The sequence below is a fragment of the Streptomyces hygroscopicus subsp. hygroscopicus genome (assembly GCF_001553455.1).
In the GTDB taxonomy this organism is placed as follows: domain Bacteria; phylum Actinomycetota; class Actinomycetes; order Streptomycetales; family Streptomycetaceae; genus Streptomyces; species Streptomyces hygroscopicus.
Map to the genome: position 1 here is coordinate 1 of NZ_BBOX01000262.1, position 26275 is coordinate 26275.

Below are 26275 nucleotides of genomic sequence, written 5' to 3' on the forward strand. Positions count from 1 at the left end.
GGGGCGGGGGCGGGGCCCGGCCTCGTGCCCGCCGCGGGGGTCAGCGGGTGGACGAGGCCGAGCGCTCCCGCTTGGGGAAGAGCGTGTAGCTGAGCGCGATGGCCAGGTTGATGCCGATCAGGAACAGCATCTTCAGCTGCCAGTCGCGCAGCGAGCCGATCTCGCCGTCGTCGCCGACGTACCAGATCCCGCCCTGGAGCAGCGCGATGGCGATGACCGCCGCCAGCACCCAGCGGGCCGCGGTCTTCCACTCGTGGACCGTCCGCGCCATGCCGTACTTCGGCGGCTTGACCGGCGGCGGCCCGTCGAAGAAGCGGTGCGCCACCCGGGCGTCGACCCAGCGGATCGTCTGGTGGCCGAGCGCGGCCGAGTAGCCGATGTAGACCGCGGCGAGACCGTGCTTCCAGTCGGGTTCGGCGCCGTTCCTCAGATCGATCACGGTCGTCACGAACAGCACCACCTCCAGCAGCGGTTCGCACAGCAGCACCACGGTGCTCGCCTTCGGCTTCTTCGCCACGTACCGCAGCGCCAGCCCGAGGGCCAGCAACACCCAGAAGCCGACCTCACAGGCGATGATCAGCGCGACAACCACGGAGATCCCCTCTCGCTCTACCCTCCCCTCACCCTCCCCGGCGATCCGGGCGCCCGCCTCGTCGGCGGCGATGAAACCGACTGCATCCTTCGATGTACGCCGCCGGGCGGCGGCCCCGGTCCCAAGGGGGAGGCCCGGCCGGCGCGTGGCGTGGTGTGATGGGGCCATGCCGTCCCGCCCCCTGCCCCCGCGCCCCCACCGGCATGACGTGCTCATCGGCCTGTGCGGACTGCTCGGCGGGGTCCTGATGTGGGCGGCGGGACTGAACAACTCGCCGTTCCTCGGTGCGCCCCAGTGGCTGGGGCTGATCGCGCTGTTCGTGATCTCGGCCGCCGAGCTGCTGCGGCGCACGGCACCGCTGATCGCCCTCGGCGTGGGGACCGTCGCGCTCGCCATGGACGTCGTCAGCGGCGGCCGGGGCGTGACGCTGCTGATGTACACCGACCTGATCTACGCGAGTGTCATCTACTCCGGCCCGGTCGCCGCCCGGCGGCTGCCCCGGATCTGCGGATTCGTCACGGCGCTGGCGACCATGGTGCCGCTGGCCGTCTTCCGCGATCCCCGGGCGCTGCTGGTCGGCGCGTTCGTCGCACTGCTCACGCTGACCCCGGCGTGGACCGGGTCGGTGGTCCGCGACCACCGCGAAGAGGCCGCCGCCGCCCGTCTGGAGGCCGAACGCATCGCCCTGCTGGCCGAGTTGGACCGGCGCGAGGCGGTCGCCGCCGAACGCGCCCGGATGGCCCGCGAACTCCACGACATGGTGGCCAACCACCTGTCGGCCATCGCCATCCACTCCACCGCCGCGCTCTCCCTGAAGGACCCCGCCGCGACCGACGAGGCGCTCGGCGTCATCCGGGAGAACAGCGTGCGGGGCCTGGCCGAGATGCGCCGGCTGATCGGGCTGCTGCGGGACCCCGGGGACGAGCGGGAACCGGCCGCCACCTCCACGCTCGACGCGCTCGACACCCTGCTGGAGCAGGCCCGCGCCAACGCCCGCTCCGGCGGCCAGGACATCGTCCTGGCCGACCGGCGGCCGGACGGCGCCGCCCCGCTGCCCGCCCCGGTCGAGCTCGCCGCGTACCGCATCGTCCAGGAGTCGCTCACCAACGCCCTCAAACACGCCGCGCCCGGCCGGGTGGACGTGACGCTGGCGCACCGCGCGGACGGCCCGCTCGAGGTCAGCGTCATCAGCCCGTACGCCGACCGCTCCGGCCCCCGGGCACCCGGCTCCGGCACCGGGCTGATCGGGATGCGCGAGCGGGTGACCCTGCTCGGCGGCACCCTCGACGCCGGACCCGTCACCGGGCCGGAGGGCACGGTGTGGCGGGTACTGGCCGCGCTGCCGCTGGGGGACGAGAGCGCCCAGCGTCTGTCATGACCGTATCTCGACCAGGAGCCGCCGTGACCCCGTCGCCCACCCCGCCCTCCGCCACCGCGTCCGCGCCGATCCGGGTGCTGGTCGCCGAGGACCAGGGCTCGGTGCGCTCCGGGCTGGTCCTGATCCTGCGGTCCGCCCCCGATATCGAGGTGGTCGGCGAGGCGGTCGACGGCCTCCAGGCGGTGGAGATGGCCCGCGCGCTGCGCCCCGACGTGGTGCTGATGGACGTGCAGATGCCACGGCTGGACGGGGTGTCGGCCACCCGTCAGGTGGTCGCCGAACAGCTGGCCGACGTGCTGGTGCTGACCACCTTCGACCTCGACGAGTACGTCTTCGGGGCGCTGCGCGCGGGCGCCGCCGGGTTTCTGCTCAAGGACAGCGAGGCGACCGACCTGATCGAGGCGGTCCGTACGGTGGGGCGCGGCGAGGGGCTGATCGCCCCGGCGGTCACCCGCCGGCTGATCGCGGAGTTCGCCCGGCCCCAGAGGGCCCCCGCCTCCACCGCGGCCGACCCCTCGGTGCTCGCCACGCTCACCCCGCGGGAGCGGGAGGTGCTGGCCTGCCTCGGTCAGGGGCTGTCGAACGCGCAGATCGCGCAGCGGCTCACCATGGCGGAGGCGACGGTGAAGACGCATGTCAGCCGGCTGCTGAACAAGCTGGACCTGCGCAGCCGGGTCCAGGCCGCGGTGCTGGCCCAGGAGCTCAATGTGCGGTAGCCGAACGGCGGGTGCCAGGCCCGGTCCGGAGGATCCTCGCGGGTCCAGTGCCGCGTCAGCCAGGGTTCGCCCCGCTCGCCGCCCCGGTACGCGCGCTCGCCGCGTTGGCCGAAAGCCCGAGCAGGCCCACGACGAGGGCTTCCGGCCGCCGTGCGGTCGCACGCACCGGGGCGCCTCGCCACCGGGCGCACCCTGACCGGCGCGGCACTAGGCGACGTTGACGCGCTGGCCGGGCGGCGCGGCCTCCAGCCAGGCCAGGAAGCCGGTCAGGGCGTCCTCGCTCATGGCCAGTTCCAGCCGGGTGCCGCCGTGCAGACAGGCGAGCACCACCGCGTCGGAGAGCAGCGCCAGCTCTTCCTCGCCCTTGGGGGTGCGCCGCTGCAGCACCTCGATCGAGGCGCGCTCCAGAACCCGGCGGGGCCTCGGCGCGTAGGAGAAGACCCGGAACCACTCGATGCGGTCACCGTTGTAGCGGGCGACCCCGTACACCCATCCCTTGCCGCTGGGCTCGGATTCGCCTGGCGGTGGGTCCCAGCGCAGGGAACAGTCGAAGGTTCCGCCGGACCGCTGGATCAGCCGCCGCCGGAGACCGAAGACGAAGAGTCCCACCACCACCAGCGCGACGACCACGCCGCCCACAAGCAGAGCGAGGACCATCTTCACCGACCTCCTCGCGTCATCCGGAAAAACCGCACCTGCATCGCCTCAGCCGCGGACCGCTGAAGGGCAGCTCCAGCGAGGTCCGCGGCTGAGGTTTTCCGACCGTACGTGACAGGCTCAGTGCGCTCCCGCCACCGCACGCAGCCGGACGTCGGCGCGCCGCTCGGCGGCGGCGTCCGCCTCCGACTTGGCACGCTCCAGCGCCCGCTCCGCGCGCTTGACATCGATCTCGTCGGACAGCTCCGCGACCTCGGCCAGCAGTGAGAGCTTGTCCTCCGCGAACGAGATGAATCCACCGTGCACCGCGGCCACGACTGTCCCGCCGTCGACCGAACGGATGGTCACCGGGCCGGACTCCAGCACACCGAGCAGCGGCTGGTGGCCGGGCATGACGCCGATGTCACCCGATGTGGTGCGCGCGATGACCAAGGTGGCCGCACCGGACCAGACACTACGGTCCGCCGCGACCAGCTCGACCTGCAGCTCAGCAGCCAACGTGGCTCCTCGGGTCTCTCCCTGCCGGGTCGGGCAGGGCTTTCGTCAAAGAATAACGGGCGTACGGAGAGGGGTGGGACCGGGCCCACCCCTCTCCCGGAGCTGCCGGGCTCAGGAGACGCCCAGCTCCTTGGCCTTGGCCTTCAGGTCGTCCAGACCACCGCACATGAAGAACGCCTGCTCGGGGAAGTGGTCGAACTCACCGTCGGCGATCGCGTTGAACGCGGCGATCGACTCGTCCAGCGGCACGTCCGATCCGTCGAGACCGGTGAACTGCTTCGCCGCGTGGGTGTTCTGCGACAGGAAGCGCTCGATGCGGCGGGCGCGGAAGACGGTGAGCTTGTCCTCCTCGCCGAGCTCGTCGATGCCCAGGATGTTGATGATGTCCTGGAGGTCCTTGTACTTCTGCAGGATCGACTTCACGCGCGAGGCGCAGTCGTAGTGGTCCTGCGAGATGTACCGCGGGTCCAGGATCCGGGACGTCGAGTCCAGCGGGTCGATCGCCGGGTAGATGCCCTTCTCCGAGATCGGCCGGGAGAGCGTCGTCGTCGCGTCGAGGTGCGCGAAGACGTTCGCCGGGGCCGGGTCGGTCAGGTCGTCCGCGGGGACGTAGATCGCCTGCATCGAGGTGATCGAGTGGCCACGGGTCGAGGTGATGCGCTCCTGGAGAAGGCCCATCTCGTCGGCCAGGTTCGGCTGGTAGCCCACCGCGGAGGGCATCCGGCCGAGCAGGGTCGAGACCTCGGAACCGGCCTGGGTGAAGCGGAAGATGTTGTCGATGAAGAACAGCACGTCCTGCTTCTGCACATCGCGGAAGTACTCCGCCATGGTGAGCCCCGCCAGGGCGACCCGCAGACGGGTGCCCGGGGGCTCGTCCATCTGGCCGAAGACCAGCGCGGTCTGCGGGAGCACGCCGGACTCGGCCATCTCCTCGATCAGGTCGTTGCCCTCACGGGTGCGCTCACCGACACCGGCGAACACGGAAACGCCCTCGTGCAGCTTGGCCACACGCATGATCATTTCCTGGATGAGGACGGTCTTGCCGACGCCCGCGCCGCCGAACAGGCCGATCTTGCCGCCCTTGACGTACGGGGTCAGCAGGTCGATGGCCTTCAGACCGGTCTCGAACATCTCGGTCTTGGACTCGAGCTGGTCGAAGGCCGGGGCCTTGCGGTGGATGGACCAGCGCTCGGTGACCTCGGACTCGGCCTCGGGCTCGTTGAGGATCTTGCCCAGGGTGTTGAACACCCGGCCCTTGGTGACATCGCCGACCGGCACCGTGATGCCGTCGCCGGTGTCGGTCACCTGGGCCTGGCGGACCAGACCGTCGGTGGGCTCCATGGAGATGGCCCGGACCAGGCCCTCGCCCAGGTGCTGGGCGACCTCAAGGGTCAGGGTCTTCTTCGCACCCTTCTGCGAGGGGTCGGCGACCTCGACGGTCAGCGCGTTGTAGATCTCCGGCATCGCGTCGACGGGGAACTCCACGTCGACGACCGGGCCGATGACCCGCGCGACGCGGCCAGCGGCCACGCCGGCAGGAGCGGTCGGCTCAACAGTGGTGGTCATAGTTGTCAGTCACTCCCCGCGGAGGCGTCGGCCAGAGCGCTCGCGCCACCGACGATCTCGCTGATTTCCTGGGTGATGTCGGCCTGGCGGGCCGCGTTGGCAAGCCGCGTGAGCGACTTGATGAGCTCTTCGGCATTGTCGGTCGCCGACTTCATCGCCCGCCGGGTCGCCGCGTGCTTGGAGGCGGCGGCCTGGAGCAGGGCGTTGTAGATACGCGCTTCGACGTACCGGGGCAGCAGGGCGTCCAGGACGTCCTCGGCCGACGGCTCGAACTCGAAGAGCGGAAGGATCTCGCCCTTCCTCTCCTGCTCCTCCGCCTTCTCCCCGAGGCTCAGCGGCAGCAGCCGGTCCTGCACCGGGGTCTGCGTCAGCATCGAGACGAACTCGGTGAACACGATGTGCAGCTCGTCGACGCCGCCCTCGGCCGTCTCCCTGAGCACCGCCTCGATCAGCGGGCCGGCGATCTTCTTGGCGTCCGCGTAGGTGGGGCTGTCGGTGAAGCCGCTCCAGGACTCCGTGACCTTGCGCTCACGGAAGCTGTAGTAGGCCACGCCCTTGCGGCCGACGATATAGGTGTCGACCTCCTTGCCCTCACCGGTGAGCCGCTCGGTGAGCTGCTCGGCCGCCTTGATCACGTTGGAGGAGTAGCCGCCCGCGAGACCGCGGTCGCTCGTGAGGAGCAGGATCGCGGCACGGGTCGGGTGCTCGGTCTCCGTGGTCAGCGCATGCTGGGTGGTGGAGCCCTTGGCGACCGCGCCCACCGCCCGGGTGAGCTCGTTCGCGTACGGAGTCGACGCGGCCACCTGGCGCTGCGCCTTGACGACGCGCGAGGCGGCGATCATCTCCATCGCCTTGGTGATCTTCTTGGTCGCGGAGACGGACTTGATCCGCCTCTTGTAGACCCTGAGCTGGGCACCCATGGGCTCAGTCCTCGCCCAGCAGCTTGCCGCCCGAGGTCTCGAACTGCCGCTTGAAGGAGTCGACGGCCTCGCCGAGCGCCTGGATCGTGTCATCGGACATCTTGCCGCCCTCGACGATCCCGGTCATCAGGGACTTGTGCTCACGGTGGAGGTGGTCCAGCAGCTCCCGCTCGAAGCGGCGGATGTCCTGGACCGGGACGTCGTCCATCTTGCCGGTGGTGCCGGCCCAGATGGAGACGATCTCGTCCTCGGTGGAGAACGGGGCGTACTGCGACTGCTTCAGCAGCTCGACCATGCGCGCACCGCGTTCCAGCGATGCCTTGGAGGCCGCGTCCAGGTCGGAGCCGAAGGCGGCGAACGCCTCGAGCTCGCGGTACTGGGCGAGGTCCACCCGGAGCCGGCCGGAGACCTGGCGCATCGCCTTGTGCTGAGCGGAACCACCGACGCGGGAGACCGAGATACCGACGTTCAGGGCCGGCCGCTGACCGGCGTTGAACAGGTCGGACTCCAGGAAGCACTGACCGTCGGTGATGGAGATGACGTTGGTCGGGATGAACGCCGACACGTCGTTGGCCTTGGTCTCGACGATCGGCAGACCGGTCATCGAACCGGCGCCCATCTCGTCGGACAGCTTGGCGCAGCGCTCCAGCAGCCGGGAGTGCAGGTAGAAGACGTCACCCGGGTACGCCTCACGGCCCGGCGGGCGGCGCAGCAGCAGCGACACGGCGCGGTAGGCGTCGGCCTGCTTGGACAGGTCGTCGAAGACGATCAGGACGTGCTTGCCCTGGTACATCCAGTGCTGGCCGATGGCCGAGCCCGTGTAGGGGGCGAGGTACTTGAAACCCGCCGGGTCCGACGCCGGGGCGGCGACGATCGTCGTGTACTCCAGGGCGCCGGCCTCCTCCAGCGCGGCGCGCACGCCGGCGATGGTGGAGCCCTTCTGGCCGATGGCGACGTAGATGCAGCGGACCTGCTTCTTCGGGTCGCCGGAGCGCCAGTTGTCACGCTGGTTGATGATCGTGTCGACGCACAGCGCGGTCTTGCCGGTCTGCCGGTCGCCGATGACCAGCTGGCGCTGGCCGCGGCCGATCGGGGTCATCGCGTCGACGGCCTTGTAGCCGGTCTCCAACGGCTCGTGCACCGACTTGCGCTGCATGACCGTGGGGGCCTGCAGCTCGAGGGCTCGGCGGCCTTCGGTCTCGATCTCGCCGAGGCCGTCGATCGGGGCACCCAGCGGGTCGACCACGCGGCCGAGGTAGCCCTCGCCGACGGCGACCGAGAGGACCTCGCCGGTGCGGTGCACCTGCTGGCCCTCCTCGATGCCGCTGAACTCACCGAGGACGACCGCACCGATCTCGCGCTCCTCGAGGTTGAGGGCGAGGCCGAGGGTGCCGTCCTCGAACTTCAGCAGTTCGTTCGCCATGGCCGAGGGAAGTCCCTCGACCTTCGCGATGCCGTCGCCGGCAACGCTGACCGTACCGACCTCCTCGCGCGAGGCCGCGTCCGGCTTGTACGCCTGGACAAAGTTCTCCAGTGCGTCCCGGATCTCCTCCGGCCGGATCGTGAGCTCCGCCATCTGGGTTCCCTGCTCTCCTTGTTGGGCCCGAAGTATCTGACTACGGCCCAACTCGGGCCGCTTACATGCTTGTTGAGTTGGTGGCTGCGTCAGCCGGCCATCCGCCGGGTCGCCTCTTCGAGGCGGTCCGCGATGGTCCCGTTGATGACCTCGTCGCCGATGCGCACCGCGATCCCGCCGAGGACCTCCGGGTCCACGTCCAGGTTGAGGTGCACCTTCCGTCCGTACAGCGTGCCCAGTGCCTCGCCGAGCCGCTGCTTCTGCCGGTCACTGAGCGGCACCGCGGAGGTGACGACCGCGACCGTACGGTCCCGGCGCGCCGCCGCGAGCTTGGACAGCTCCTCGAGACCCGCCTCCAGGCTACGACCCCGCGGATGGGTCACCAGGCGGATCACCAGCCGCTCGGTCACCCGGGCGGCCCGGCCGCCGAGCAGCTCGCCGACCAGCCCGGCCTTGGCCGAGACGCTCGCGCGCCGGTCGGTGAGCGCGCCCCGCAGCTCGGACGAGGAGGAGACGATCCGGCCGAACCGGAACAGCTCGTCCTCGACGTCGTCGAGGATGCCGGCCCGCTCGGCCGCCACCAGGTCGGCGGCGTTGGCCAGTTCCTCGCTCGCGTCCACCAGGTCGCGCGAGCCGGACCAGCGGGAGCGGACCAGGCCGGAGATCAGGTCGAGGGTCTCGCCGCCGACCTGTCCGCCCAGCACCCGCGCGGCCAGTTCGGCCTTGGCCTCGCCGGGCTGCGCCGGGTCGGTGAGGACCCGGCGCAGCGAGACCTCGCGGTCGAGCAGCGCGGTGACGGCGGCCAGCTCATCGGCGAGCTTCGTCGCCTCGACGGCGGTGTTGTCCGTCAGGGCGTCGAAGCGCTCGCGTGCGGCTGCCAGTGCCTCCCGGCTCGCTCCGTTCATCGGCCGGCCTCGGCCTTCGAGCCATCGGCCGCCTTCGCCTCGAGCTCGTCGAGGAACCGGTCGATGGTGCGGCTCTGCCGGGCCACGTCCTCGAGCGACTCGCCGACGATCCGGCCGGCCAGGTCGGTGGCGAGCCTGCCCACGTCCTGGCGCAGGGTCTGAGCGGCCTGCTTGCGGTCGGCCTCGATCTGGGCGTGACCGGCGGCGATGATCTCCTCACGCTGCCGCTGCCCCTCCGCACGCATCTCGGCGATGAGCGCGGCGCCCTGCTCCTGCGCCTCCTGGCGCAGTCGCGCGGCCTCGTGACGGGCGTCGGCGAGCTGGGCTCGGTAGTCCTCGAGGACCTGCTGGGCTTCGGCCTGAGTGGCCTCGGCCTTCTCCATGCCGCCCTCGATCGCCTCACGGCGCTCCTCCAGAACCCGGTTGATGTTCGGGAGGAGCTTCTTGGCGAGGAAGAAGAAGACGATGGCAAAGGCGATCAGGCCGATGACCAGCTCCGGGATCGGCGGGATGAGGGGGTTCTCACTCTCCTCAGCCGCCACCTGTACCAGGGCGTTCACATCAGTGCCTTCCGTCTGTCGTGGTTAAAGCGGTCCGTTCAGGACTTGAAAAGGAAGCCCATGACGATACCGATCAGCGCGAGCGCCTCGCAGAAGGCGAAGCCCATGATCTGGTTGGCGCGGATCAGGCCGGCGGCCTCGGGCTGGCGGGCCAGGGCCTGGGTGCCGTTACCGAAGATGATGCCGACGCCGACGCCGGGGCCGATGGCGGCGAGACCGTAACCGATCGAACCGAGGTTGCCGGTGATGCCGTCGGCGGCGAGGGTCTGGAGAGCGGACATGCCGGTTCTTCCTTTGCGTTTCATGGGCCGGTGGGGGTTGGCCACCGGACGTCCGATTGGTCTGGGAGGCAGGTGTGCTCAGTGGTGCTCGGCGAGCGCGCCCTGCACGTAGTTGCAGGCCAAGAGCACGAAGACGTACGCCTGGACAGCCTGGATGAAGAGCTCGAAGGCGGTCAGCAGAATCGTCATCACGAAGGACGCGCCCGCGTAGGCGATCCCGATGCCGTTCAGCAGGTACCAGGTGCCGATGGTGAACATCAGCAGCAGCAGGTGGCCGGCGAACATGTTGGCGAAGAGCCGGACCGCGTGGGTGAAGGGCCGGATGATCACGTTCGAGAAGAACTCGATCACGACGATCATCGGCAGGATCCCGCCGAGCTCCTTGTCGTAGCCGGTGATGTTCTTCCAGCCGCCGACGAAGCCGTGCTTCTTGAAGGTCAGGTACATCCAGAGGATGTAGACGATGGCGGCGAGACCGGCCGGGAAGGCGATGATCGACGTCACCGGGAACTGGGCGACCGGGATGATCGACCACAGGTTCATGATCCAGACGAAGAAGAACAGCGAGACCATGAAGGGGACGTACTTCTCGCCCTCCTTCTTGCCGAGGGCCTCGTAGACCAGGCCGCGGCGGACGAAGTCGTAGCCCGCCTCGCCGATCATCTGCAGCTTGCCCGGAACGACCTTGGCCCGGCCGAAGGCGGCCCAGAAGAACCAGACGATGGCGACGCTGCCCAGCAGCGCGAGCAGCATCGGCTTGTTGAAATCGATACCGCCAACTGTGAAGAGCGGCTCGAACTTGAACGAATGGAGTCCGGGTGCCGGGAAGCCGCACCCGTCGAAGATGTGGCAGTTCGTCTCGAAGGCGAGCGTCTGGTCAGAACTCACCGCGAGCTCCTTCAGCGTGGCGCATGGGTACGGCAACCTCGTTGTGTCGGCGCGGCACACGGCCACGGAACGGCACTGGACTGGTCTTACGGATATGGGGGCGGCTGGTCGGCACGTGGCCGATTGGTATGTCGGGCATCAGCTGCATCGGCCGCCAATTCCATCCCGGGAAAATCGGGGGTTCGGCTACCTGCGCCCGCTGCGCCTCAGATGGAACCGGACGATAGCAGGTGAGCGCACATGCCCTTATACCGGCCCTACGTCTCACGGCGCGGACCCGGCAGGAGCGGACTTCTTCGCCCCCTCGGGCTTGCGTTCGTCCTCGGCTTCCGGCTCCACGTAGAGGATCTTGGCCTTCATATGGGCACGCGTCTGGGCCCCGACCCACACCAGGGTCGCGGCGAGCAGCGCGAGGGCGAAGGCCTTGACGTTGAACAGCGTGGTGTCCTGGAACACCGCGAGCACGACCGCCACCAGCAGGAACTCGGCCATGAACAGCACCATGCCCATGGCCTGGAACAGATGTGGCAGGTGCTTCGCGGTGCGCTCCAGCACGATCAGCCCCGAAGCCATGACCCCAGCGGCGACGAGCGTGCCGACCCCCGCGCCGATCGCGCCCTTGCCACCTGCGAACACAGAACCGACGGCGACCGCGACCACACCGGCGACGGCGGTGGGCACGGCGCAACTCAGCAGCGTTCTGGCGTCGTTGGACTGCATGAAGGGTTTCTCCGGCAAGAGTCGGAAGCAACGGTTCGTCGTGGACGAGCGTATCCCCGGGAACAGAGGAGACCTCGCGAGGAAGAGCCGTCGCCCTACGGCCCCTCGGGTCTAGCACCGGGTTTAGTGAACGGTATCACAAACTATTTGATGAGGTCTTTACCCGCCGTGTGTGCTGCGCGTCACACGGGAGAGTTATCGACCATGTATCGCGTTGACGCCGTTCCGTGATCTTCGGCGGTCTCCCCGCTGCCTTTACCGGGCACTTTTCCCCCGGTTTTCTAGGGCAATTACTGGGGCGTTCCGATCCTCCGGCGGCCGAAGCGGGACCGGTCGCCGATCGCGGTGGCACCGTTCACCCCACCGTTCACCCCACTCGCCCCGCCGTTCATCCCGGACCCCACCGGCTCCGGCGCGACCACCTCCGCCCCCGAGCGAGCCGTGGACGGTCCGCCGGCCGCGGCCGGCACCGGCTCCGCGACGGCCCCGGCACCCTGCTCGCTCCGCCCGGCCCGGTTGGCACGGCGGTAGCGCGGCGGCACGAACGCCTCGGCCCAGTGCGGAACGCGCGGCGTGAAGCGCGGCAGCAGCAACAGCACCAGCCCCACCCCGCTCAGCGCGACGATCGCGAGCACGAACCACACACCGGCCGAGTTCACCGAGTACGCCACCGCGCCGAAGGCGATCAGCGCGGACCAGAAGTACATGATCAGGACGGCCCGGCTGTGCGAGTGGCCGATCTCCAGCAGCCGGTGGTGCAGATGGCCCCGGTCGGCGGCGAACGGCGACTGGCCCCGCCAGGTGCGCCGGACGATGGCCAGCACCAGGTCGGCGAAGGGCACCGCGATGACGGTCAGCGGCAGCAGCAGCGGGATGTAGACCGGGACGGTGGCGTGCACCGCGGCCTGCTCGGACCCCTCGAACAGCTTCATCGCGTCCGGGTCCACCTGGCCGGTGATGGAGATGGCGCCCGCCGCGAGCACCAGTCCGATCAGCATCGAGCCCGAGTCGCCCATGAAGATCCGCGCGGGGTGCGCGTTGTGCGGCAGGAAGCCCAGGCACATGCCCATGAGGACGGCGGCGAACAGGGTGGCGGGCGCGGCCGCCTCCAGTCCGTAGCCGTACCAGATGCGGTACGCGTACATGAAGAACGCGGCGGCGGCGATGCACACCATCCCGGACGCCAAACCGTCCAGCCCGTCAACGAAGTTGACCGCGTTGATGGTGATCACGACCAGGGCGACGGTCAGCAGCGTGCCCTGCCAGGGCGTCAGCGAGACCGGCCCCACACCGGGCACCGGCAGCCACAGGATGGTCAGACCCTGGAGCACCATCACACCGGCGGCGATCATCTGGCCGCCCAGCTTGATCAGCGCGTCCACGCCCCACTTGTCGTCCAGCACCCCCAGCAGCCAGATCAGGCCGGCCCCGGACAGCAGCGCCCGCGGCTCGTTGGAGAGCTGGAAGACTTCCTTGAGGTTGGTGAGGTGGGCCGCGACCAGCAGCCCCGCGCACAGCCCGCCGAACATGGCGATGCCACCGAGCCGCGGAGTGGGCTCGCGATGCACATCACGGGCACGGATCTCGGGCATCGCTCCGGCCGCGATGGCGAATTTCCGCACCGGCCCGGTCAGGAGATAGGTGACCGCGGCCGTGATGCACAGAGTCAGCAGGTATTCACGCACAGGCTGCCCCAGGGGTATCGCTGGCCATCACAGCCACACACCCTATGCGTGTCGGACGCCTCGCGGTGAACGTACTTACAGACGTCCTACACCTTCGGATGGTTGCACGATTCGGCCCTCGTCCGGATAGGGCGGAAATCTCCCGGCCAGTTCCGCCACCTTTTCCCGTACCACGCCCTCGTCCCGCACCACGGTTCCCACCAGGGCCGCTATGCGCTCCATTTCCGGCGGGCCCATGCCCTGGGTGGTGATCGCCGCGGTGCCCAGCCGCAGCCCCCTGACGCGGCCTCCCGGCTCCGTGGCGGACGCCAGCGCGACGGTGTCCAGGACGATCCCGGCGGCCGCGCAGCGGGCCTTCGCGGTGCGTCCGTCCAGGCCCAGCGGGGACGTGTCGGCGGTGATCATGTGGGTGTCGGTGCCGCCCGTGACGACCGCGAGACCCTCCGCGGCCAGGCCGTCCGCCAGCACCCGGGCATTGGCCACCACCCGCCGCGCATAGGCGGTGAAGGCGGGCGCCGCGGCCTCGCCGAAGGCCACCGCCTTGGCCGCGACGGTGTGCATCTGGGCGCCGCCCTGGGTGAACGGGAACACCGCCCGGTCAACCCGCTCGGCCAGCTCCGCCCCGCACAGCAGCATCCCGCCGCGCGGTCCGCGCAGCACCTTGTGTGTTGTTGCGCACACCACGTCCGCGTACGGCACCGGGGACGGCGCCGCCTTCCCCGCGACCAGGCCGATCGGGTGGGCGGCGTCGGCGATCAGATAGGCGCCCACCTCGTCCGCGACGGCGCGGAACGCCGCGTAGTCGGGATGGCGCGGATAGGAGATCGAACCGCAGACGATCGCCTTCGGCCGATGGGCGCGGGCGAGCCCGCGCAGCTGTTCGTAGTCGATCAGTCCGGTCGCCGGATCGACCCCGTAGCCGATGAAGTGGAACCAGCGGCCGGAGAAGTTGGCCGGTGAGCCGTGGGTGAGGTGGCCGCCGTGCGACAGCGCCATCGCCAGCACCGTGTCCCCCGGCCGCAGCAGCGCGGCGTACGCGGCCAGCACCGCCGAGGACCCCGAATGCGGCTGCACATTGGCGTGGCTCGCGCCGAACAGCGCCTTCGCCCGGTCCTGGGCGGTCCGCTCGGCGATGTCCACCACCTCGCAGCCGCCGTGGTGGCGGGCGCCGGGATACCCCTCGGCGTACTTGTTGGCCAGCGGCGAGGCCAGCGCCGCCAGCACGGCCGGCGAGGTGAAGTTCTCGGCCGCGATCAGCTGCAGCCCGCCGGCGACGCGGTCGAGTTCGCTCAGGATGATCCCGGCCAGCTCCGGGTCCTGGCGGGCGAGGCGCCCGAAATCGGGGCCCCAGGGGGTGACGGCCATGGCGTGCTCACAGCCTCGGGAGGGTCGGCGGGTGGTCGGGGGCGCAAGAGGCGGTCACCCCCAAATGTAGGCCCGGTACGCCCTCCCCGCGCGCCGTGCGGCGCGCAGCGCCCCCGCCTGGCGCCCCCGGACGGGGCACCGGGGGCTACGCGGGGGCGGGAACCCCCGTCAGGGCCGTGACGACCGGGTCCAGCGCCTGGTTGATCTCGTCCCCGATGGACCGGAAGAAGGTGATGGGCGCCCCGTACGGATCGTGCACCTCGTCCGCCTCCTCGCTGGGGGCCAGCAGCCAGCCGCGCAGCGCGGCCGCCGCCTGCACCAGGGCGCGGGCGCGCTCCACCACACCGCCCGCCTCCTCCGGATCGGGCAGCGTCGCGGGGTCTATGGCCCGCACCAGCCGGGTGAACTCCTTGAGCGTGAAGGTGCGCAGGCCCGCCGAGTGCCCCATCGAGATGACCTGGGCCCGGTGGTCGCGGGTGGCGGTCAGCACGAGGTCGGCCCGGATGACGTGCTCGTCCAGCAGCTCACGGCCGATGAAGCCCGCCGGGTCGGCGCCGAAGTCGGTCAGGACCGTCGCGGCGTGCGCCTCCATGGGCGCGCCCTCATGGCCCCAGGTGCCGGCGCTCTCCACGATCAGACCGCTCGTACGGGCGCTTCCGAGGCGGTGGGCGAGGGCATGCCGGGTCAGCCGCTCGGTGATCGGCGAGCGGCAGACGTTGCCGGTGCTGACGTGGAGGATGCGGAAGGTGGCCTCGGGCTTCTTCTCACGGTGTTCCGCTATGCCACGCCCCTCAGGGGCTGTCAATTCGCCACCTCGAGGTCGGGTACGACCTCCCGGAGCTGCTCGGCGGTGAGCGCGCCCGCGCGGAGCAGCACCGGCACCTTGCCGGTGACGTCGACGATCGAGGAGGGCACGGCGGCCGGGGTCGGCCCGCCGTCGAGGTAGACCGACACCGAGTCCCCCAGCATGTCCTGGGCCGCGTCGCAGTCCTGCGGAGAGGGGTGTCCGCTCAGATTGGCGCTGGAGACCGCCATCGGGCCGACGTCCGTGAGCAGCTCGATCGCGACCGGGTGCAGCGGCATCCGGACCGCGACGGTGCCCCGGGTCTCCCCCAGGTCCCAGGTGAGCGACGGCTGGTGCCGGGCGACGAGGGTGAGCGCACCGGGCCAGAAGGCGTCGACCAGCTCCCACGCCATCTCGGAGAAGTCGGTGACCAGTCCGTGCAGCGTGTTCGGGGAGCCGACCAGCACCGGTGAGGGCATGTTGCGGCCCCGGCCCTTGGCCTCGAGCAGATCGCCGACCGCCTCGGCGTTGAAGGCGTCCGCGCCGATCCCGTAGACCGTGTCGGTGGGCAGCACGACCAGCTCGCCGCGGCGGACGGCGGAGGCGGCCTCGCGCAGGCCGGTCTTGCGGTCGGTCGCGTCCCCGCAGTCGTATCGCCGTGCCATTTAAGGGACCTCCTCGTACGTGGCCAATGGGTGGTGCGGTGCCGCCGTCACGGCATGGCCTTCCGCGCGGTGGCGAACCGGGGCCGGTTGTTCAGGTCGGGGTGGTCGGCGGCGTCCGCCCAGCCACGCTCCTCCGTGAAGATCCACGGCACCTGGCCGCCCTGGGTGTCTGCGTGTTCGATGACCACCACGCCCCCGGGGCGCAGCAGCCGGTGGGCGGTGCGCTCCAGGCCGCGAATGACATCGAGGCCGTCCTCACCGGAGAAGAGCGCGAGCTGGGGGTCGTGGTCGCGGGCCTCCGGCGCCACGTACTCCCACTCGGTCAGCGGGATGTACGGCGGGTTGCTGATGACCAGGTCCACCTGCCCGTCGAGCTCCGGCAGGGCGGTCAACGCGTCCGCGTGATGGAGAACGACGCGGGACCCCTCGACGTTCTTGCGGGCCCACCGCAGGGCGCCCTCGTCCAGCTCCACGGCGTGCACCGTCGAGCGCGGCACCTCCTGGGCCAGGGCCAGGGCGATGGCCCCGGAACCGGTGCACAGGTCGACGATGAGCGGTTCGACGACGTCCATGGCGCGCACCGCGTCTATGGCCCAGCCGACCACCGACTCGGTCTCCGGCCGGGGCACGAAGACCCCCGGCCCGACCTGGAGCTCGAGATAGCGGAAGAAGGCACGGCCGGTGATGTGCTGAAGGGGCTCGCGGGCCTCGCGGCGGGCGACCGCCTCCCAGTAGCGGGCGTCGAAGTCGGCGTCGGGCACGCCGTGCAGCTCCCCCCGCTTCACGCCGTGCACAAAGGCGGCGAGCTCCTCCGCGTCGAAGCGCGGTGAGGGCACGCCCGCGTCGGCCAGCCGCTGAGTGGCCTGCGCCACCTCCGCGAGCAGCACGTTCACTGAATTCCTCCAGCCGGTCCGGACAAGGGCACGAGACGTATCGACGGCGCGTGGCTCAGCCCGCGGCCGCGAGCTTGGCGGCCGCGTCGGCGTCGACGCACGCCTGGATGACCGGATCGAGTTCGCCGTCGAGCACCTGGTCCAAGTTGTACGCCTTGAAACCGACCCGATGGTCCGAGATCCGGTTTTCCGGGTAGTTGTACGTACGGATGCGCTCGGACCGGTCGACGGTGCGGACCTGGCTGCGGCGCGCGTCCGACGCCTCCCGCTCGGCCTCTTCCTGGGCCGCGGCCAGCAGCCGCGAGCGCAGGATGCGCAGCGCCTGCTCCTTGTTCTGGAGCTGGCTCTTCTCGTTCTGGCAGGAGACGACGATGCCGGTGGGCAGGTGGGTGATGCGCACCGCGGAGTCGGTGGTGTTGACCGACTGGCCGCCGGGGCCGGAGGAGCGGTAGACGTCGATCCGCAGGTCATTGGGGCCGATCTCGACCTCGACCTCCTCGGCCTCGGGCGTGACCAGCACCCCGGCCGCGGAGGTGTGGATACGGCCCTGGGACTCGGTGGCGGGCACCCGCTGCACCCGGTGCACCCCGCCCTCGTACTTCAGCCGGGCCCAGACGCCCTGGCCGGGCTCGGCGGTGCCCCTGGCCTTGACCGCGACCTGGACGTCCTTGTAGCCGCCGAGGTCGGATTCGTTGGCGTCGAGGATCTCGGTCTTCCAGCCGACGCGCTCGGCGTACCGCAGGTACATCCGCAGCAGGTCGCCGGCGAACAGCGCGGACTCCTCACCGCCCTCGCCGGCCTTGACCTCCAGGATGACGTCCTTGTCGTCGCTCGGGTCGCGGGGGACGAGCAGCAGCCGCAGCCGGTCGGTCAGCTCCTCGCGGCCCAGCTCCAGCTCCTTGAGCTCGTCCGCGAAGTCGGGGTCGTCCCTGGCCAGCTCCCGGGCGGTCTCGATGTCCTCCCCCGCCTGCTTCCAGGCGCGGTAGGCGGCGATGACCGGGGTCAGCTCGGCATAGCGCTTGTTGAGCCGCCGCGCCTCCCGCTGGTCGGCGTGGACCGCGGGGTCGGCGAGCCGCTTCTCGAGGTCGGCGTGTTCGCCGATGAGTTCCTCGACCGCCTCGAACATCGGAGGGCTCCCTGGGTGGTCTGCGGGGTGGCGTGCGGAAGAAGTGCCGGGACGGCCGGTGACGACGGCCGGTGACGACAAAACGCCGGTCCGGTCGCCCCCGGGGAGGGGTGACCGAAGACCGGCGCCGTGCGGGTCGCTACTTCTTGGCGGACCCGGCGTTCTTGCCGAAACGGGCCTCGAACCGCGCCACGCGGCCACCGGTGTCGAGGATCTTCTGCTTGCCCGTGTAGAACGGGTGGCACTCGGAGCAGATGTCCGCGCGGATGGTGCCGCCGCCCACGGTGGAGCGGGTGGTGAAGGAGGCGCCACAGGTGCAGCTGACCTGCGTCTCGACGTACTCCGGGTGGATGTCGCGCTTCAAGGGAATCTCCTAGGTTCGGGAGGGCACCGGGTCGACGGGCGGGTTGCCTGTCGTGAACCGGGACCGACGATCCAGTCTGCCAGTACTGGCCGCATCCCCCAAAACCGGGGGTCGCACCGGGATATTCCCGGCCCTCCCCCGAACGCTACCGGACGCTACCGGACGACCTTGCCGGCGCTGGTGGCGTCGCCCGCGGAGCCCTTCGTGGCGGAGGCGGGGACCGGCCGGTCGTGGCGGAGCGCGTCCCAGATCAGACCGGCCTTCTTCGCCATGGGCAGCACCCGGGCCGGGTTCTGCGGGTCGTACCGCACCGGCAGCGTGGTCATCTTCATGTCGCCCGAGCCGATGCCCCTCAGCGATTCGGCGAAGCCCTTCAGCTTGCTCACCGAGGCCAGCTCGGAGTCGGTGGTGAGGGCCTTGGTGGAGGTGTCGGCGAGGTCGTAGAGCTTCTTGGGGTTGCCGAAGATGTCGACGTGCTTGACCTGGTCCAGCAGCGCCTTGACGAACGCCTGCTGGAGCTTGATCCGGCCCAGGTCGCTGCCGTCGCCGACACCGTGCCGGGTGCGCACCAGGCCCAGGGACTGCTCGCCGTCGAGGGTGTGCCGGCCGGGCTCGAGGTCGAGGTGGCTCTTGGTGTCGTGGATCGGGGCGGTGGTGGTGATGTCGACGCCGCCCAGGTCGTTGATCAGCTGCTTGAAGCCGGAGAAGTCGACCTCGAGGAAGTGGTCCATGCGGATGCCCGTCATGGACTCCACCGTCTTGATGGTGCAGGCCGGGCCGCCGACCTCGTAGGCGCTGTTGAACATGGCCCCCTGCACGGCGGGCGTCCGCTGTCCGTCCTTCGTGGCGCAGGAGGGCCGGTCTATGAGGGTGTCGCGCGGAATGCTGACGACGTCGGCCTTCTGGTGGCCCTTGAAGACGTGGACGATCATCGCCGTGTCGGAACGGGAGGTGCCCTCGTCCTTGCCGTACTCGGCGTTCTTGCCGGCCCGGGAGTCGGAGCCCAGGACGAGGATGTCCATCGAGCCGTTGTCGACGTTCTTGGGGCGGTCGGTGCCGAGGGCGGCGTTGATATCGACACCGGTGAGGTTGCCGTTCAGCTGGTAGTAGAGGTAGCCGAGTCCGGCGCCGCCCAGCACCAGCACGGCGGCCAGCGTCCACACCGTGTAGAGCAGGGCCCTACGGCGCGTGCTGGGGCGCTTGCGGCGGCGGCCGGACGCGCTCGCGTGAGCGCGGCGGCGGCCCGGGTTCACCGGTGCTTTGCTGCTGTCCTCGGCCATGTGCTCCTCAGTTCTCTTTTAGCTGCCCGAGTACCCCCTGCCGTCACGGTCAGGCGTCGCGCCGCGGTGTGCGCGGTCTCGCGGGCTCCCGCTGTGCGCGGTCCCGCGGCGGTATCAGCCTGTGCTCCGGCCCTGTGTTCACGACCTGACAGATGGCAGGCCGGGCGCCAGGGTTGCATACGGGCCATGGCCGGTTTTCGCGCGGGCCGCTCCGCGCGCCGTTCGTCCCCTTCGTCCGCCTTACCGCTCTGACCTGCGTTTTCGCGGGCGATAACACCACAGCGGCCGGTCCGTGACGGGTCCGGCCGCTGTGGTGCGGATCTCAGTCGCTCCATGACGAAGGGCCTCCCCGCCCGTGGCGGGAAGGCCCTCGGCGGCGGAGCGTGCTCCGCCCGTTACCGCATGTCTCCGCGGCTGTCCGCGGGTGTCCGCAGGTGTCCGCGGCTGTCCGCAGGTGTCCGCGTCAGTCGCCGTTGTTGCCCGGGGTGGGCGTGGTCTTGGCGATCTGCATCAGGAACTCGGCGTTCGACTTCGTCTGCTTCATCTTGTCCAGCAGCAGCTCGATGGCCTGCTGGGAGTCGAGCGCGTGCAGCACCCGGCGGAGCTTCCAGACGATGTTCAGCTCCTCCGGCGCCAGCAGGATCTCCTCCTTGCGGGTGCTGGACGGGTCGACGTCCACCGCCGGGAAGATGCGCTTGTCGGCGAGCTTCCGGTCGAGCTTGAGCTCCATGTTGCCGGTGCCCTTGAACTCCTCGAAGATCACCTCGTCCATGCGCGAGCCGGTCTCGACCAGCGCGGTGGCCAGGATGGTCAGCGAGCCGCCGTCCTCGATGTTGCGCGCGGCGCCGAAGAACTTCTTCGGCGGGTAGAGCGCGGTGGAGTCGACACCACCGGACAGGATGCGGCCGGAGGCGGGCGCCGCCAGGTTGTAGGCGCGGCCCAGACGGGTGATCGAGTCCAGCAGGACGACCACGTCGTGCCCCAGCTCGACCAGGCGCTTGGCCCGCTCGATCGCCAGCTCCGCGACGGTGGTGTGGTCCTCGGCCGGGCGGTCGAAGGTCGAGGAGATGACCTCGCCCTTGACCGACCGCTGCATGTCGGTGACCTCTTCCGGCCGCTCGTCGACGAGGACGACCATCAGATGGCACTCGGGGCTGTTGCGGGTGATCGCGTTGGCGATCGCCTGCATGATCATGGTCTTACCGGTCTTCGGCGGGGCCACGATCAGACCGCGCTGGCCCTTGCCGATCGGCGCGACCAGGTCGATGATCCGGGTCGTCAGCCCGCCGGCCTCGGTCTCCAGACGCAGCCGGTCCTGCGGGTAAAGCGGCGTCAGCTTGCCGAACTCCGGCCGCCCGCGCCCGGTTTCGGGCGCCATGCCGTTGACCGAATCCAGCCGGACCAGCGCGTTGAACTTCTCGCGGCGCTCGCCCTCGCGCGGCTGGCGGACCGCGCCGGTGACGTGGTCGCCCTTGCGCAGACCGTTCTTGCGGACCTGGGCGAGCGAGACGTACACGTCGTTCGGGCCCGGCAGGTAGCCGGAGGTCCGGATGAACGCGTAGTTGTCGAGGATGTCGAGGATGCCCGCGACGGGGATCAGCACATCGTCCTCGGACACCTGCGGCTCGTTGCCGAAGTCGTCGCGGCCACGGCGGCCACGGCGGTCGCGGTAGCGGCCCCGGCGGCCCCGCCGGCCGCCCTCGAAGTCGTCGTCGCCCTCGTCGGCGCGCTGGCTCTGACCGCGCCCGTCGCGCTGCTGACGGCCGCCGCCCTGCTGGCCGTCGTCGCCCTTGCCGCGGCGGTCACCGCGGTCGCGCTGACGCTCCCGGCGGTCGCCCTTCTGGCCGCGCTCCTGGCGGTCACCGCCCCGGGCACCCTTGCCCTCGGCGGTGTCGGCGGCGGCCTCGGCCTTCGCGTCGCCCTTGGGCTCGGCCTTGGTCTCGGTCCTGCCCTCGGTCCTGGCAGTGGCGGCGGAGCCGTCGGCGCGCGTCTCGGTCTTGGTCTCCACGGCGGTGGCCGTGCCCCCGGACTCGGGGGTGGTGGCGGGCGCGGTGGCCCGCCGGCGGCGGCGCTCACCGGCCGGCTGCTCATCGGCGGCGGGTTCACCGGGCTGGCCCGGGATCTCGATCTGCGCCTGAGTGACGGCCTTCTCCGCCGCGTCGGCCTTGTCGGCCTTCTCCGCCTTCCCGGCGGCCTTCGAGGACTTGGCGCTGCCGCCCTTCTCCTCGGCGTCATCGCCCGTACGGGCCCGGGAGGTGGCGCGGCGCTTCGGCTTGGTCACCCCCTCCGCGTCGGACGGGGTGCTCTCGGAGCCCTGGGCGGAGCCGGAGCCCGCGGCCTGCTTCTCCTTGATGACCTCGATCAGCTGGCCTTTGCGCATCCGCGCGGTGCCCCTGATGCCAAGGCTGGAGGCGAGCTGCTGCAGCTCGGCCAGGACCATGGCGTCAAGGCCGGTGCCCGAGCGGCGTCGCCGCGGGGCAGCGCCAGTGGCAGCACCGCTGGCGGGCGCGGGAGCGTCCGTGGCGGGCGCGGCGTTGTTCCCGACACCGCTGTCGGAGGTGCCGGAGGCGTTCACGCCCATCAGATCGGTGGTGTCGCTCACGAAGGGTCCTTCCCTGGAGCGGGCGTCGGCCTGTCTGGCTCGGCGACCGGTTGTGCTGTCCGGCTGTGGTCCTTCCGATACGGACCGGGCCGGGGCGGTGGTCCGCCGGAGTACGGCGGAGAGATCAATTCATGGTTCCGACGCGACGGACGGTTCACTGGGATCCGCCACGCCGATTCCGGAGCGTGCTCGATACTGCTCAGGCAGGCTGCTCAGGCAGTGTGGGAGGCTCCCGGAAGAAGGGTGGTCCCGGATGGGGACACTGAGCACCTCGCCTCCGCATACATCCAAGAGGCTTCAAGTGCAGACTTGAGGTTAACACTACCGGATCCAACAAACATTCCCCCTCTCCAAGACCGGCTATCGAGTTTTCCCGTGTCCGGAGCGTCCCGGACCGCGGTGTCAGGTGAGCGGCAGGACGCTCGCCCCCCCGGCGTCGAGAGCCAGCCGGTTGGCCGCCCACCCCTCGCCCGCCAGTCGTGCGACCTTGTCGGCCGCACCGTCCTCGACCAGCGCGAGCACCGTGGGGCCCGCGCCGGAGATGACCGCGGGGACGCCGTCCGCCCGCAGTCGGTTCACCAGGGCCACGCTCTCGGGCATCGCCGGAGCACGGTATTCCTGGTGCAGCCGGTCCTCCGTCGCCGCGAGCAGCAGCTCGGGACGCCTGGTCAGGGCCTCGACGAGCAGTCCGGCGCGGCCCGCGTTGACCGCCGCGTCCACATGCGGGACGGTGCGCGGCAGCAGTCCTCGGGCGGTCTCCGTGAGCACCGGCCGGCCAGGGACGAAGACCACCGGAACGATGGAATCCGCAGGGTCCATCCTGATCGCCCGGGCGGCCCCCGCGTCCGTCCAGGCAAGGGTGAAGCCGCCGAGCAGACAGGCGGCGACGTTGTCGGGGTGGCCCTCGATCTCGGTGGCCAGCTCCAGCATCGCCGCTTCGCCGAGCCGCTCGGCGCCGCCTATGGTCACCGCACGCGCGGCGACGATCCCGGCGCAGATGGCGGCGGAGGAGGAGCCCAGGCCCCGGCCGTGCGGGATGCGGTTGGCGCAGACCAGCTCGAGGCCGCGGGGCTGCCCGCCCAGCAGGTCGAAGGCGGTGCGCAGGGAGCGTACGAGCAGATGGCTCTCGTCGCGCGGAAGCGTCTGCGCGCCTTCGCCGGCGATGTCGACGTGGAGCCCGGAGTCGGCCACCCGGACCACCACGTCGTCGTAGAGCCCCAGGGCCAGACCGAGGGCGTCGAAGCCGGGACCGAGGTTGGCGCTCGTGGCGGGGACGCGCACTCGGACGGCGGCGGCGCGGAACGCTGGACCGGCCATCGCTCGGTGACTCTCCTTGTGTCTGCGGGGGATTGCTCGAAGAGGTACGGAACACCGCGGGGGCCGTGACACGTACGGCGACGCCGCGCAGAGGCGAGCGCTCTGCGTCGGGGCGGATTCAGTACAGCCTATCGAAGGAAGGTTCTGTGGCGACATAGGGCGCACGGGAGGCGCACGATGCGTGTCGCGCTCCCAGCCGTTATCCGCGACCACTCTACTGGAGCGTTCCGCGCGCCCTCATGCTTCTCTGCCACCACTTGAGTGGATCTTTAGAGGAATCTTCCCACGAGGCCGGGCGGGGCGCGCACGGGCCCGGCGGGCCGGGCCCAAAGGCCCGCCGGAACCCCCGTCGCACCAGGTCAAGGCCCCGCCCGGGGCAGGGCAGCCCTGGCCGGGCCGGGCCGGGTCAGGCCAGCCCGAGCCGTACGGCCGCGGCGTCCGCGTCGACCGGGACGACGACCGGCTGCGGCGCACCCGCGACCGCCCAGTCCGGGTCCTTGAGCCCGTTGCCGGTCACCGTGCAGACGATGCGCTGGCCCGGGTCGACCAGTCCCTGCTCGGCCGCCTTCAGCAGACCGGCCACGCTCGCCGCGGAGGCCGGCTCCACGAAAACGCCCTCCTGCGCGGCGAGCAGCCGGTAGGCGGCGAGGATCTGACGGTCGGTCACCTCGTCGATGAGACCGCCGGACTCGTCGCGCGCCTGCTCGGCGAAGGTCCAGGAGGCCGGGTTGCCGATGCGGATGGCGGTCGCGATGGTGCTCGGCTCCTTGACCGGCTCACCGCGCACGATCGGGGCCGCGCCGGACGCCTGGAAGCCCCACATCCGGGGCGTGCGGGAGGCGCACGGACCGTCGCCGGCGAACGGCGCCGCGTACTCCTTGTAGCCCTTCCAGTAGGCGGTGATGTTGCCCGCGTTGCCGACCGGCAGCACATGGATGTCGGGCGCGTCCCCGAGCATGTCCACGATCTCGAAGGCGGCGGTCTTCTGCCCCTCGATCCGGGCCGGGTTGACCGAATTGACCAGCGCCACCGGGTACTTCTCGGACAGCCCGCGGGCCAGCGTCAGGCAGTCGTCGAAGTTGCCGTCGACCTGGAGGATCTTCGAGCCGTGGACCAGGGCCTGGCCCATCTTGCCCAGCGCGATCTTGCCCTGCGGGACCAGCACCGCGCAGACCATCCCGGCCCGTACGGCGTAGGCCGCCGCCGAGGCCGAGGTGTTGCCGGTGGAGGCGCAGATGACGGCCTTGGCGCCGGCCTCCTTGGCCGCGCTGATGGCCATCGTCATCCCCCGGTCCTTGAACGACCCGGTGGGGTTGGCACCCTCGACCTTGAGGTGGACCTCGCAGCCGGTGCGCTCGGAGAGCACCTGGGCGGGGACCAGCGGCGTACCGCCCTCGCGCAGGGTGACGACGGGGGTCGTCCCGCTGACCGGGAGGCGGTCGCGGTACTCCTCGATGATGCCCCGCCAGCCGTGCCACTGGCGGGTGCCGGACATTCGAGGCCCGGCGTCGGCGATTGCGTTCATGATCTTCCTTACTCTCCGCTCACCCTCTGGTGGGTCTCCGCGGGGCCGTTGCCCGGCCGCTCCTCGCCCTCGACCCGCATGATGCTCGCGACGTCGCGGACGGTGTCGAGCCGGCGGAGCGCCTCCACGGTCGCCGACAGCGCGGCGTCGCTCGCGCGGTGGGTCACGACGACGAGGGACGCCTCACCGTCCTTCCCCTGCTGGCGGACCGTATCGATGGACACGCCGTGCTCGGCGAAGACTGTGGCGACCTGCGCGAGAACTCCCGGCTTGTCGGCGACGTCCAGGCTGATGTGGTACCGCGTGATCACATCGCCCATGGGACTCACCGGAAGCCGGCTGTAGGCGGACTCACCGGGTCCGGTGGCCCCCGCCAGCTTGTTGCGGCAGGCGGCGACGAGGTCGCCGAGGACGGCCGAGGCGGTCGGCGAACCGCCCGCGCCCGGCCCGTAGAACATCAGTTGACCCGCGGCGTCGGCCTCCACGAAGACCGCGTTGTACGCCTCCCGGACGGAGGCCAGGGGGTGGCTCAGCGGAATCATCGCCGGATGCACCCGCGCGGTGACCGACCGGCCGTCGGCGGCCCGCTCGCAGATCGCGAGCAGCTTGACGGTGCAGCCCATGCGCTTGGCGGAGGCGATGTCGGCGGCGGTCACCTCGGTGATGCCCTCGCGGTGCACATCGTCGAGGGTGACCCGGGTGTGGAAGGCGATCCCGGCGAGGATCGCCGCCTTCGCGGCCGCGTCGAAGCCCTCGACATCGGCGGTCGGGTCGGCCTCGGCATAGCCCAGGGCCGTGGCCTCGTCCAGCGCCTCGCTGTAGCCGGCGCCGCTGCCGTCCATCCGGTCCAGGATGAAGTTGGTGGTGCCGTTGACGATGCCCAGGACGCGGTTGACCTTGTCGCCCGCGAGCGACTCGCGCAACGGCCGCACCAGCGGGATCGCCCCCGCGACGGCGGCCTCGTAGTAGAGGTCCGCACCGCGCTGCTCGGCGGCCGCGTGCAGCGCCGCGCCCTCCTGCGCGACCAGCGCCTTGTTCGCGGACACCACGCTCGCGCCGTGGTCGAAGGAGGTGGTGATGAGGGAGCGGGCGGGCTCGATCCCGCCGATGACCTCGACCACCACATCGATGTCGCCGCGTTTGACCAGGGCGGTGGCGTCGGTGGTCACCAGCTCGGCCGGCACCCCTTCCCGGACCCGGCCGGGACGCCGCACGGCGATCCCGGCCAGCTCGACCGGGGCGCCGATGCGGGCCGCGAGGTCGTCCGCGTGCGTCGTCATGATGCGCGCCACCTCTGAGCCGACCACTCCACAGCCCAGCAGCGCCACTTTCAGCGGACGCGTACGCATCATCCGACCTCGTTTCTCATCCATCGCGTTCGTGCACCAGTCTCATGCACTGGACGGGATTTC

General features: G+C 70.7%; 25 protein-coding genes. 2 read left to right on the forward strand and 23 right to left on the reverse strand.

Annotation, left to right across the window (positions count from 1 at the left end; genetic code table 11):
- Positions 1-40 precede the first annotated feature (40 nt).
- Positions 41-592 carry a hypothetical protein gene (locus AXW62_RS25205; RefSeq protein WP_030823931.1) on the reverse strand — a complete coding sequence of 184 codons (552 nt, stop codon included), beginning with the start codon at positions 590-592 and terminating at the stop codon, positions 41-43.
- Between the two features lie 166 nt (positions 593-758).
- Here AXW62_RS25205 and AXW62_RS25210 point away from each other — a divergent pair, with 166 nt between their 5' ends.
- Together AXW62_RS25210 and AXW62_RS25215 are read left to right on the forward strand one after the other, a co-directional pair.
- A complete protein-coding gene (locus tag AXW62_RS25210) occupies positions 759-1970 on the forward strand; it encodes a sensor histidine kinase (protein ID WP_060946514.1) in 1212 nt (403 codons plus the stop codon).
- A gap of 23 nt (positions 1971-1993) precedes the next feature.
- Positions 1994-2686: a response regulator gene (locus AXW62_RS25215; protein WP_063817653.1), complete on the forward strand. Its 693-nt coding sequence runs from the start codon at positions 1994-1996 to the stop codon at positions 2684-2686.
- Positions 2687-2893: 207 nt separating this feature from the next.
- On the opposite strand, the gene AXW62_RS25220 is transcribed toward AXW62_RS25215, so the two are convergent.
- The 22 genes from AXW62_RS25220 to AXW62_RS25325 form a co-directional block, all read right to left on the reverse strand.
- Positions 2894-3343: a DUF2550 domain-containing protein gene (locus tag AXW62_RS25220; protein WP_030823937.1), complete on the reverse strand. Its 450-nt coding sequence runs from the start codon at positions 3341-3343 to the stop codon at positions 2894-2896.
- Between the two features lie 120 nt (positions 3344-3463).
- Positions 3464-3841: a F0F1 ATP synthase subunit epsilon gene (locus tag AXW62_RS25225; RefSeq protein ID WP_060946515.1), complete on the reverse strand. Its 378-nt coding sequence runs from the start codon at positions 3839-3841 to the stop codon at positions 3464-3466.
- 111 nt (positions 3842-3952) lie between these two features.
- Positions 3953-5407: a F0F1 ATP synthase subunit beta gene (gene atpD / locus AXW62_RS25230; RefSeq protein WP_060946516.1), complete on the reverse strand. Its 1455-nt coding sequence runs from the start codon at positions 5405-5407 to the stop codon at positions 3953-3955.
- Positions 5408-5412: 5 nt separating this feature from the next.
- On the reverse strand, positions 5413-6327 hold the full coding sequence (locus AXW62_RS25235) for a F0F1 ATP synthase subunit gamma (protein WP_060946517.1): 915 nt from the start codon (positions 6325-6327) through the stop codon (positions 5413-5415).
- Positions 6328-6331: 4 nt separating this feature from the next.
- On the reverse strand, positions 6332-7903 hold the full coding sequence (gene atpA, locus AXW62_RS25240; RefSeq protein ID WP_060946518.1) for a F0F1 ATP synthase subunit alpha: 1572 nt from the start codon (positions 7901-7903) through the stop codon (positions 6332-6334).
- A gap of 89 nt (positions 7904-7992) precedes the next feature.
- Positions 7993-8808, reverse strand: a complete 816-nt coding sequence (locus AXW62_RS25245; protein ID WP_060946519.1) for a F0F1 ATP synthase subunit delta — start codon at positions 8806-8808, stop codon at positions 7993-7995.
- Positions 8805-9368, reverse strand: coding sequence for a F0F1 ATP synthase subunit B (locus AXW62_RS25250; RefSeq protein WP_060946520.1), 564 nt, complete (start codon positions 9366-9368; stop codon positions 8805-8807). The genes AXW62_RS25245 and AXW62_RS25250 overlap by 4 nt, the downstream gene beginning before the upstream one ends.
- Positions 9369-9406: 38 nt before the next feature.
- Positions 9407-9649, reverse strand: coding sequence for an ATP synthase F0 subunit C (gene atpE / locus AXW62_RS25255; protein ID WP_037951036.1), 243 nt, complete (start codon positions 9647-9649; stop codon positions 9407-9409).
- Positions 9650-9727: 78 nt separating this feature from the next.
- Positions 9728-10537: a F0F1 ATP synthase subunit A gene (gene atpB / locus AXW62_RS25260; RefSeq protein WP_060946521.1), complete on the reverse strand. Its 810-nt coding sequence runs from the start codon at positions 10535-10537 to the stop codon at positions 9728-9730.
- 264 nt (positions 10538-10801) lie between these two features.
- Positions 10802-11257: a Cg1360 family ATP-synthase-associated protein gene (locus AXW62_RS25265; protein WP_060946522.1), complete on the reverse strand. Its 456-nt coding sequence runs from the start codon at positions 11255-11257 to the stop codon at positions 10802-10804.
- A gap of 290 nt (positions 11258-11547) precedes the next feature.
- Positions 11548-12942 carry an MraY family glycosyltransferase gene (locus AXW62_RS25270; protein WP_060946523.1) on the reverse strand — a complete coding sequence of 465 codons (1395 nt, stop codon included), beginning with the start codon at positions 12940-12942 and terminating at the stop codon, positions 11548-11550.
- 75 nt (positions 12943-13017) lie between these two features.
- On the reverse strand, positions 13018-14307 hold the full coding sequence (gene glyA / locus AXW62_RS25275) for a serine hydroxymethyltransferase (RefSeq protein WP_060946524.1): 1290 nt from the start codon (positions 14305-14307) through the stop codon (positions 13018-13020).
- A gap of 145 nt (positions 14308-14452) precedes the next feature.
- Positions 14453-15112, reverse strand: a complete 660-nt coding sequence (locus tag AXW62_RS25280) for an arsenate reductase/protein-tyrosine-phosphatase family protein (protein WP_060946525.1) — start codon at positions 15110-15112, stop codon at positions 14453-14455.
- The gene (locus AXW62_RS25285; protein WP_030823405.1) at positions 15109-15756 is read right to left on the reverse strand and encodes an L-threonylcarbamoyladenylate synthase; all 648 of its coding nucleotides are present in this window, start codon (positions 15754-15756) and stop codon (positions 15109-15111) included. Before AXW62_RS25285 ends, AXW62_RS25280 begins: the two co-directional genes overlap by 4 nt.
- A 47-nt stretch (positions 15757-15803) precedes the next feature.
- The gene (gene prmC / locus AXW62_RS25290; RefSeq protein WP_030823403.1) at positions 15804-16649 is read right to left on the reverse strand and encodes a peptide chain release factor N(5)-glutamine methyltransferase; all 846 of its coding nucleotides are present in this window, start codon (positions 16647-16649) and stop codon (positions 15804-15806) included.
- 55 nt (positions 16650-16704) lie between these two features.
- The gene (gene prfA / locus AXW62_RS25295) at positions 16705-17775 is read right to left on the reverse strand and encodes a peptide chain release factor 1 (protein WP_060946526.1); all 1071 of its coding nucleotides are present in this window, start codon (positions 17773-17775) and stop codon (positions 16705-16707) included.
- 139 nt (positions 17776-17914) lie between these two features.
- Positions 17915-18139, reverse strand: a complete 225-nt coding sequence (gene rpmE, locus AXW62_RS25300) for a 50S ribosomal protein L31 (protein ID WP_030823398.1) — start codon at positions 18137-18139, stop codon at positions 17915-17917.
- 155 nt (positions 18140-18294) lie between these two features.
- Entirely contained in the window at positions 18295-19419 is a 1125-nt protein-coding gene (locus tag AXW62_RS25305; RefSeq protein WP_060946527.1) for an LCP family protein, read from the reverse strand.
- Between the two features lie 463 nt (positions 19420-19882).
- The gene (gene rho / locus AXW62_RS25310) at positions 19883-22021 is read right to left on the reverse strand and encodes a transcription termination factor Rho (protein WP_060946528.1); all 2139 of its coding nucleotides are present in this window, start codon (positions 22019-22021) and stop codon (positions 19883-19885) included.
- 402 nt (positions 22022-22423) lie between these two features.
- The gene (gene thrB / locus AXW62_RS25315) at positions 22424-23338 is read right to left on the reverse strand and encodes a homoserine kinase (protein ID WP_030823389.1); all 915 of its coding nucleotides are present in this window, start codon (positions 23336-23338) and stop codon (positions 22424-22426) included.
- A gap of 406 nt (positions 23339-23744) precedes the next feature.
- Complete coding sequence (gene thrC / locus AXW62_RS25320) at positions 23745-24863, reverse strand: threonine synthase (RefSeq protein WP_236258594.1); 1119 nt, start codon at positions 24861-24863, stop codon at positions 23745-23747.
- A gap of 8 nt (positions 24864-24871) precedes the next feature.
- Positions 24872-26215, reverse strand: coding sequence for a homoserine dehydrogenase (locus AXW62_RS25325; protein WP_060946529.1), 1344 nt, complete (start codon positions 26213-26215; stop codon positions 24872-24874).
- Between the last annotated feature and the right edge of the window lie 60 nt (positions 26216-26275).

Excerpts from the sequence above, each read along its gene's own strand:
- atpA (WP_060946518.1), bottom strand. The coding sequence starts at position 7,903 with ATGGCGGAGCTCACGATCCGGCCGGAGGAGATCCGGGACGCACTGGAG.
- atpE (WP_037951036.1), bottom strand. The coding sequence starts at position 9,649 with ATGTCCGCTCTCCAGACCCTCGCCGCCGACGGCATCACCGGCAACCTC.
- AXW62_RS25305 (WP_060946527.1), bottom strand. The coding sequence starts at position 19,419 with ATGGCCGAGGACAGCAGCAAAGCACCGGTGAACCCGGGCCGCCGCCGC.
- AXW62_RS25245 (WP_060946519.1), bottom strand. The coding sequence starts at position 8,808 with ATGAACGGAGCGAGCCGGGAGGCACTGGCAGCCGCACGCGAGCGCTTC.
- thrC (WP_236258594.1), bottom strand. The coding sequence starts at position 24,863 with ATGAACGCAATCGCCGACGCCGGGCCTCGAATGTCCGGCACCCGCCAG.
- AXW62_RS25220 (WP_030823937.1), bottom strand. The coding sequence starts at position 3,343 with ATGGTCCTCGCTCTGCTTGTGGGCGGCGTGGTCGTCGCGCTGGTGGTG.
- AXW62_RS25210 (WP_060946514.1), top strand. The coding sequence starts at position 759 with ATGCCGTCCCGCCCCCTGCCCCCGCGCCCCCACCGGCATGACGTGCTC.
- thrB (WP_030823389.1), bottom strand. The coding sequence starts at position 23,338 with ATGGCCGGTCCAGCGTTCCGCGCCGCCGCCGTCCGAGTGCGCGTCCCC.
- atpD (WP_060946516.1), bottom strand. The coding sequence starts at position 5,407 with ATGACCACCACTGTTGAGCCGACCGCTCCTGCCGGCGTGGCCGCTGGC.
- AXW62_RS25265 (WP_060946522.1), bottom strand. The coding sequence starts at position 11,257 with ATGCAGTCCAACGACGCCAGAACGCTGCTGAGTTGCGCCGTGCCCACC.
- prfA (WP_060946526.1), bottom strand. The coding sequence starts at position 17,775 with ATGTTCGAGGCGGTCGAGGAACTCATCGGCGAACACGCCGACCTCGAG.
- AXW62_RS25235 (WP_060946517.1), bottom strand. The coding sequence starts at position 6,327 with ATGGGTGCCCAGCTCAGGGTCTACAAGAGGCGGATCAAGTCCGTCTCC.
- AXW62_RS25325 (WP_060946529.1), bottom strand. The coding sequence starts at position 26,215 with ATGATGCGTACGCGTCCGCTGAAAGTGGCGCTGCTGGGCTGTGGAGTG.
- glyA (WP_060946524.1), bottom strand. The coding sequence starts at position 14,307 with ATGGCCGTCACCCCCTGGGGCCCCGATTTCGGGCGCCTCGCCCGCCAG.
- AXW62_RS25285 (WP_030823405.1), bottom strand. The coding sequence starts at position 15,756 with ATGGCACGGCGATACGACTGCGGGGACGCGACCGACCGCAAGACCGGC.